Annotated in this window: 1 pseudogene; it reads right to left on the bottom strand. The window is 40.2% G+C overall.

Annotation, left to right across the window (positions count from 1 at the left end):
- Positions 1 to 539 precede the first annotated feature (539 nt).
- Positions 540 to 778, bottom strand: a pseudogene (locus tag FIM25_RS17465) (IS1634 family transposase); the annotation flags it as partial.

The raw sequence follows: 778 nt of genomic DNA, 5'->3' as shown, positions 1-778 counted from the left end.
TTTCTTCACGAAACAGATGCGCCCATGATGACTCCAGAAGAGCCAGCCTCTTTGGACCAAGATGCTCAAACGGGCTGAACATGTCGTACTGTTTGTGGTCTTTGACGTAGATCATGCAAAATCCTTATAATAGATTAATATCACAGGATATACATACCAAAAACGGCTCTTTAAATCAATAGCAAAATCATATAAAGACAACAAATTTAAACGGTTATGAAATTTTGTTTTTTTGCGAGTCCATCATTATATGATAAACAAATTTTTAACACCTGCAGAAGCCGTCCAGTTTACCCATCACCCCACTCCTACAGATATGGACAATTACTATATTTTATTCTCAAAAAAGAGTCCTAAAAGTAAATTTTTTACCGAAAAATTTGATTCAGGATTTGCCAAGCTGAAAGCATCGGGTGAATATGGCAAAATTCTTGCGAAATACATGGGAAATCCCTGAGATTTCCACAATAACTGTCCAATGTGTAACCTTACTCGCAAACGCTACACTCTACTAACCTGAAAGTCGGATAAAGCGTACACTATTTGGTACCCACTCCCAAACACTTTAAAAAGAGCCTGTCTCTGGCCACTGATTCGGTGGACCATCGATAGCTGCCCATGGGGGTCTGTACCTTTGTGGTTTCAATACAGTCGAACCAATCTAGGATCTGAGCGAGAGAACGTTGCGCAAGCCAGTTTTCCAGCTGCTTTTCGAGCTTGATAAGAGATTTGGTTTTTTCGGGGTCTTTTTTTCTGAGCCTGACCTGTACGGCCTTTA

The organism is Desulfobotulus mexicanus (assembly GCF_006175995.1).
Taxonomy (GTDB): domain Bacteria; phylum Desulfobacterota; class Desulfobacteria; order Desulfobacterales; family ASO4-4; genus Desulfobotulus; species Desulfobotulus mexicanus.
Note: the sequence above shows the minus strand (reverse complement) of the source record. Positions and strands in the feature narration are given on the sequence as shown.